The organism is Leptolyngbya sp. CCY15150, assembly GCF_016888135.1.
Classification (GTDB): Bacteria; Cyanobacteriota; Cyanobacteriia; order RECH01; family RECH01; genus RECH01.
Genome location: NZ_JACSWB010000067.1, coordinates 1 through 6,628, shown reverse-complemented (window position 1 = coordinate 6,628; position 6,628 = coordinate 1). Strand labels below are relative to the sequence as shown.

Here is a 6,628-nt window from a genome sequence, read left to right as displayed (position 1 = left end):
ATCTCCACCACTACCCTAGAGGTTCTCAATGGAGCTCAACTAATAGCCAGTACCTTCAGTCAAGGCAATGCAGGCAGTATTTTCATTGAGGCGGACGATAGCGTCACCTTTGCCGGGACATCCGAGAATGGTCAATTCGGCAGTGGGGCTGTCAGTCAGGTCGAAGCAGGGGGCCGTGGCGACGGCGGCAATGTGGAGATTCGCACCGACACCCTCGAGGTTCGCGATGGGGCTTTTCTCTCATCCAGTACCTTGGGGACGGGCAATGCCGGGAATGTGGTGATCGAGGCGGGCGATCGCGTTGTCATACGTGGCACGATCACCAGTGGATTTTCTAGTGGAATAATCACCTCTACAGAAAGTGAAGCAACAGGACAAGGCGGATTGATCATTGTTGATGCTCCTAGAATTCGAGTTGCTGATGGAGCAGTTATCAACGCCCGCACCGCCAACAATCAACCTGGCGGCAATATTACACTGGACGCCGATCGAATCGCGTTAATGGACGGAGGACAACTGATCACAACCACCCTGGCAGACGGTCAAGCTGGCACTATCACTCTCAATGCAGGTCGAGTCATCCTCTCTGGCAATGATCCAACCTTCGACCAGCGCCTTACTGAATTTGGCAGAGAGGTTGTCTTCAATGAAGGCAGTGGACAGAGTGGCTTATTTGCTAACACCCGTGAAGGGTCTGAAGGGCGTGGGGGTGTCATTCGGGTCAATGCCGATCGTGTTTTGATAGAAGACACCGCCACCATCTCCGCAGAAAGTGAAGGGCGTGGGAATGCTGGAGATATTCTCCTTGATGTCGATCAAACTCTGGTGATGAGAAACCAGGCTCAAATTACCTCTAGCACCTCAGACCAGGGCAATACCGGCCGTATCCGTATTCATGCCAATGATGCGATCCGCCTTGAGAACCAAAGCGGTATCACCAGCGAGGTACTAGCAGGCACAATAGGGGATGCTCAGCAAATTCGCATTCTGACAACGAACCTGAACCTGAGTGATCAATCCCAAATCTCAGCCGCCACATTTGGCACGGGCAATGCTGGAAGTCTTGTGATTCGAGCAACGGAGCAGGTAGAGGCAGATAACAGCACCATTTCCACAGCGATTAATCGAGGCGGCACCGCCACCCAGCCGAGCAGCATCACCCTCAATACCCGAGACTTACAGCTCGACAATAATGCTCGAATTACCGCTAATACCTCCGGTCAAGGCGATGCTGGAAATATCAACGTCCGAGGTACAAACACCATTGCTCTATCCAATAGCAACATTGCGACGGCAGTGAACCGGACTGGTGTGGGGCAGGGAGGGCAAATTACCTTAGAAGGAAGGGAGTTGGAGATGAGCGATCGCGCTCGGATCACCTCCAGCACTGCCGGCGAGGGCGATGCCGGCACCATTAACCTCCGCATCTCCGATACCCTGACGCTCAGCCGCAGTTTCATTGATTCTGAAGTTCGTGCCACGGCTACAGGCGAAGGTGGCGATATTAACATTGAGGCTGGCAACCTCTTTGTGGGCGATCGCTCCCGCATTAGTGCCCAGAGTCTCAGCAATCCAGACACCACGACCGATCCCCAAACTAACATCCTCCCCGGCCGTGCCGGTAATATCTCCATCTCCGTTGATAATCAGTTCGAGATGACCAACAGCGACATCACCACCCAGGCCCTTGCCGCTGCTGGTGGAGCTATCACTGTAGAAGCCCGCGATATTCGCCTCTTTGGCGACTCAGACATCACCACCTTCGTCCAGAGCGGCGAGGGCGGCGGTGGTGATATTACCCTGCGGGGCGACACCATTGTGGCCTTCAGCGACAGCGACATCCTAGCCTTCTCCGTCGATGGCAGCGGCGGCAACATCACCCTCGATACCCGTGCCTTCTTTGGTGATAACTATCGCCCCGCCACCGGCATCCTCACCCGAGAACAGATCGAGGCCCTTGATGGTAACGATCGCGTCGATATCAATGCCACAGGTCAGGTGCGATCGGGAGATATTGTGACGCCAGATACGAGCTTCATTCAAAATAGCCTGAGTAACTTATCAGAAACCGTCATTGATACTGAAGGACTACTCGCCAATAGCTGCATTGCCCGCACCACCCAGGGCAACACCTTCCTGATTACCGGCGGTGGCGGCCTGCCGGAGCGGCCCGGCGACCTACCGATCGCCACCTACTCCACCGGTGATGTGCGCTCCATCCCCAATGGGCAAGAGTCCAGTGACGAGGCATGGCAGTCCGGAGATCCGATCATGGAACCCCAGGGTGTTTATCAGCTACCCGATGGACGACTGGTCTTGAGTCGTGAATGTTCGTAGGGAGGATAGAACTAGGGCTGATCTTCGTTGAATTATGCAACTGCGTAATCACCTGGATGGGCGCTGCCGACGATTATCCTCTGATGATGGTCAGGTTATCGCAATCGGAGGGACTGTAGCGCGTACCACCGCCTTCAAGACGACCCGGCATACCGCGATCGGGTGGTTCATAATTTGCACAGTGGACGACAAGTTCTCCACTGCAGGAGCTGAGTAGCCAAAGCGCAAATAATAGGAGGGAAGAGATAATCAGATTTTTGGAGAGAAGCTTTAGGGTAACCATGACTGACAACCATCCTCGTGCAACCGTTATCGTTATGTCCTTACCTAAGACAATAGGATGGTTACATCAACCGTTCACTACCGGTTCCTGTGTTCTTGCTGATGCCTGCCGGAGAGCTTGATGACCGAAATGAACGACTGCAATTGCATAAAGCTGTCATGTTTTGTCCTTCTTTGATCACTCTCAGAAAAGAGAGAACTGGCTTGCAGTTTTCTGCAAAGAACATAACAGCTTGATGCAACCCGTGTGTCCGACACCCGCCATATACTTGACAGAAATAATACATATCGTCTTTCGGTACTTCTGGTATCGTATGAGGGTGGTTTTATTGAGGTATACCAGTTTTCCTTTATCCAATGTCTCCTGTGTTTCTAGGCATTCGTTTTTTAGCCTCTTGGCAACCGTTTACCTTCCAGTGTCGAGATCGGCAAACAGCACAGTGGTGGGAAGCCAGACAGCGGTTACGCGTCAACCGTCAGGTGGAGCGCGTGCGTGATGGACTCATGCAAGATCTATTCACCATCCGCCGTCGAATCGAACTGTTAGATCATCAGTCTGACGTAGACATTCATGCATTACTGCAGCAGATCAGTACGATGCATCATGACTTAAAACATCTGACAGAGAATCTATCTCCACCCTATGTTGAAGATAGTTTACCTTTGGCCATTCAGAACTTAGTCGAGCAGCAACGTCAAGGTCTTAGTCTACCTATTGACCTAGATCTACCTGCCAACTGGCTTTACAGCTCTGCAACCCAAAATCATACGATCGTGCTGATGCTCGATGAGTTAATCTGTCTTACTATTCAGTCCAAGACCACCCAATCCATTCATTTAGCCCTATCTACCCAACGAGACCAAGGGATAGTACAGGGACTACTGACGATGTCTGTTATGTATGCAAATCGTGACGTTTGTACCGCTGTACAACAGTCTCAAGAAATCGCATATTTATGCCGAGCCTTTCAACTGCTCACGTCTGGACGCTGTACCCAAACGCAACAAGACGCCGTTGGACAATGGCAATTTCGATGGCGATCGCCCACATGGGATAATACAACATCAACCGTGGAGCACTATCATGAGTAAACCAGATCTAGTACCCAAGCAGCGAATTTTGGTCGTCGATGATCACGAAGCGGTGCTGAATGGAACCGTGAGCACGCTCAAGCAACAGTACTCTGATGCAGACCTGTTTACGGCTCAAGATGCAGAGATGGCCCGTCAACAAATTGAAGCAACCCATCCAGATCTGGTGGTGATGGATTTATCGATTCCTGAAACAGCAGGGGAGGCAGCTCGTACTGAGGTAGGCATTCAACTGCTGCGAACTTTGATGCAGCAGTACCCTAGCTTAAATATTGTTGTGCAAAGCGCCTATGTAAAGGCTCTCGTGCGCCTAAAACCTGCGATTAATGCCCATGAGGGAGGGTTTACCATTGCGGATAAAAGTTTGCCCTTAAGGGAAATGCTCACCAAGGTAGATTGGGCTTTACAAGGATTAGTCTACACCCCCCGGGATATGCGTACAGGCCTGGAATTGAAGCCGGAATGGGTGAATGTACTAAAGCTAGCGTTTGAAGCTGGGCTACAGGATAAGGCGATCGCCCTTGAGCTGAATGTATCAGAGCGAACGGTTCGCCATTATTGGACTCAGGTGCAAGATGCACTGGATGTTTATCCAGAACCGGGCAAGAATATCCGCATCCAGACTGAGTTGCGGGCCCGAGAGGAAGGGCTAATTGATTAACAGGATGTGACATGGTGCGGTTAAGTCTGGGTTTATGGCATTGTATTCAGAGAGAAGCTGGCATTTGGCGAGTGGGCGCATTGCCAGGGTTGATGGTGATTGCGCTGGTTGTGGGAGCTCGGTGGATGGGGTTGCTGCAATCTACAGAAATGATGGCCCTCGATGCTATGCTGCGATCGCGCCCAGCAGAACCCACCGATGAACGGATTCTTATCGTTGGCATTGATGAAGACGACGTGCGAGCCATCGGCACTTACCCAGTTCCTGATAACGTTCTGGCTGATTTACTGATTACCCTAGAGCGATCGCAGCCTGCTGTCATCGGCATCGATATTTATCGTGACTTACCCGTTGAGCCAGGTCATGACCAGCTCACGGCTCTGTTTGAAACCATGCCCCACATCATCGGCATCGAGAAAATTTTCTCGGCTCGTGATGCCTCCTCTCTTCAACCGACAGAGCCAGGCGATGGGGTGATGCCTGCCGTTCATCCTCCCCCGGCCCTACCTCCAGACCAAATAGGCTTTGTTGATGTTGTTCTAGATTCCGATGGAAAACTGCGGCGGAGCTTACTCGCGACCCATGATCCAGACGACCAGTTTAAATTCTCGTTCACCATTCAGCTTGCCCGACAATACTTAGAACGCCAGAATATTACGCTGACCAATGGCGATCGCGACCCAGAAGCCATGCAGTTTGGCACAGTGGAGCTGACAAGATTTCATCCTAACTCTGGAGGATATATTCAAGACCCTGCCGGCGGCAATCAAATTTTCATGAACTTTCGTAATGGAGAGCAGCCATTTCGGATTGTGTCACTCCGAGCTATTCAAGCTGGAGAGGTGCCGGACGACTGGATTCGCGATCGCATCGTCCTGATTGGGATGACTACCCCCAGCGTTGGCGACTACCTAAGTTCCTCTGCCCTAGCTAGCCGTAACCCTGGTCTTCATTATGGCGTTGAAATGCATGCTCATGCCCTGAGTCAACTGGTCAGTGCCGTGTTGGACAATCGCCCCTTACTGCAATCTTGGGCAGAGGGATGGGACTATGTGTGGATTATTGCTTGGGGGCTCTTAGGCATCAGCCTAGGGCGAATTATTCCATCACCGGTTAAACTGATACTTGGTCTAGGAATCACCAGCCTCCTGCTTGTGAGCTGTGCCTATGGACTCCTCCTAGTCGGATGGTGGGTTCCTCTCACGCCAGCTTTATTAGCGCTGATGATCAACAGTGCAGGATTAACCGCCTCTTTATTTTATCTGCATGAACAAACCCTAAGGGCAAGACTGCAGGAACGACAGCTTGTGATTGAACAGACCTTCGATGCCATCCATAACGGCCCACTGCAAACCTTAGCTAAACTGCTGCAAGACTATGGAGATCAAGAGCAGCGATCGCCGACCGTCTATGCCAATCTCCAACATCTGAATCAAGAACTGCGGGATGTTTACGAGGCTGTTCGCCAAGAAAGCCGTTCAGATAATGCTAATTTTTACTTAACCAGTGGTCTACAGCTTAACTTACAAGATCCCATCCATGAGCTGCTCTATGAAGTGTATCATCACACCTTAACCCGTGACTTTCCAAACTTTAAGACTCTCAAAATCAAGCTCACGACCTTTGAGAATGTGGATAATCGACGGTTGACGGAAGAGCAAAAGCGAGGGCTTTGCCGTTTCTTGGAAGAAGCGCTTTGTAATGTCGGTAAGCATGCAACTGGCGTACGACACCTGCAGGTGGAATGTAAGCCAGGAACCCGCTCGAATATCCTGCGAATTGTGGATGATGGTTCGGGGCTGGAGACAATGGTTAACGTTAAGGCGGGGCGATCGCACGGGCGAGGAACACAGCAAGCCAAGTCGTTAGCCCATCAATTGAGCGGTAGCTTTCAACGACGTCCCAACCATCCCCATGGAACAATCTGTGAGCTAACCTGGCCTATGACTCAAGCATGGTTTTGGCGCTTTTAGGCAGCAGGATGCTCTAGGAGTTTGCTATGTGGCAAGATACCTGAACCACGGCAGATTTCCTCTCTCTTTTATCACTCTCGAGGAACTAGCCAATCCAGTGATTGAACGAGGCTGGCATACTCAGATTTTTGGCACTGCGCAATAAAGAATGATTCAAGCATTAGACTTAATCGGAATTAGGAAAAGCCTGAACGGGTGACAACGTCCCTAGAAGTCTTGCTGCAACAGGGATAGCGCATGAAACCCACGCTGAAAATAGAGCCGTTTATGGGGTTTGAGTGCT

At 51.1% G+C, this 6,628-nt stretch carries 4 protein-coding genes and 1 pseudogene; 4 read left to right on the top strand and 1 reads right to left on the bottom strand.

The annotated features are described in order from the left end of the window. Positions 1-2,337: pseudogene (locus tag JUJ53_RS00355) on the top strand (hypothetical protein); the annotation flags it as partial. A 73-nt stretch (positions 2,338-2,410) separates the two neighbouring features. Here JUJ53_RS00355 and JUJ53_RS00350 read toward each other — a convergent pair. Then, on the bottom strand, positions 2,411-2,620 hold the full coding sequence (locus JUJ53_RS00350) for a hypothetical protein (protein ID WP_204150013.1): 210 nt from the start codon (positions 2,618-2,620) through the stop codon (positions 2,411-2,413). A gap of 356 nt (positions 2,621-2,976) precedes the next feature. Between JUJ53_RS00350 and JUJ53_RS00345 the strand changes: the two genes are divergently transcribed. From JUJ53_RS00345 to JUJ53_RS00335, 3 genes are read left to right on the top strand one after another with little or no spacing between them, the layout of a single operon-like run. Next, positions 2,977-3,711, top strand: a complete 735-nt coding sequence (locus tag JUJ53_RS00345; RefSeq protein WP_204150012.1) for a hypothetical protein — start codon at positions 2,977-2,979, stop codon at positions 3,709-3,711. Then, complete coding sequence (locus JUJ53_RS00340) at positions 3,704-4,372, top strand: response regulator transcription factor (protein ID WP_204150011.1); 669 nt, start codon at positions 3,704-3,706, stop codon at positions 4,370-4,372. The genes JUJ53_RS00345 and JUJ53_RS00340 overlap by 8 nt, the downstream gene beginning before the upstream one ends. Positions 4,373-4,383: 11 nt before the next feature. Further along, a complete protein-coding gene (locus JUJ53_RS00335; RefSeq protein WP_204150010.1) occupies positions 4,384-6,345 on the top strand; it encodes a CHASE2 domain-containing protein in 1,962 nt (653 codons plus the stop codon). The last annotated feature ends 283 nt before the right edge of the window (positions 6,346-6,628 follow it).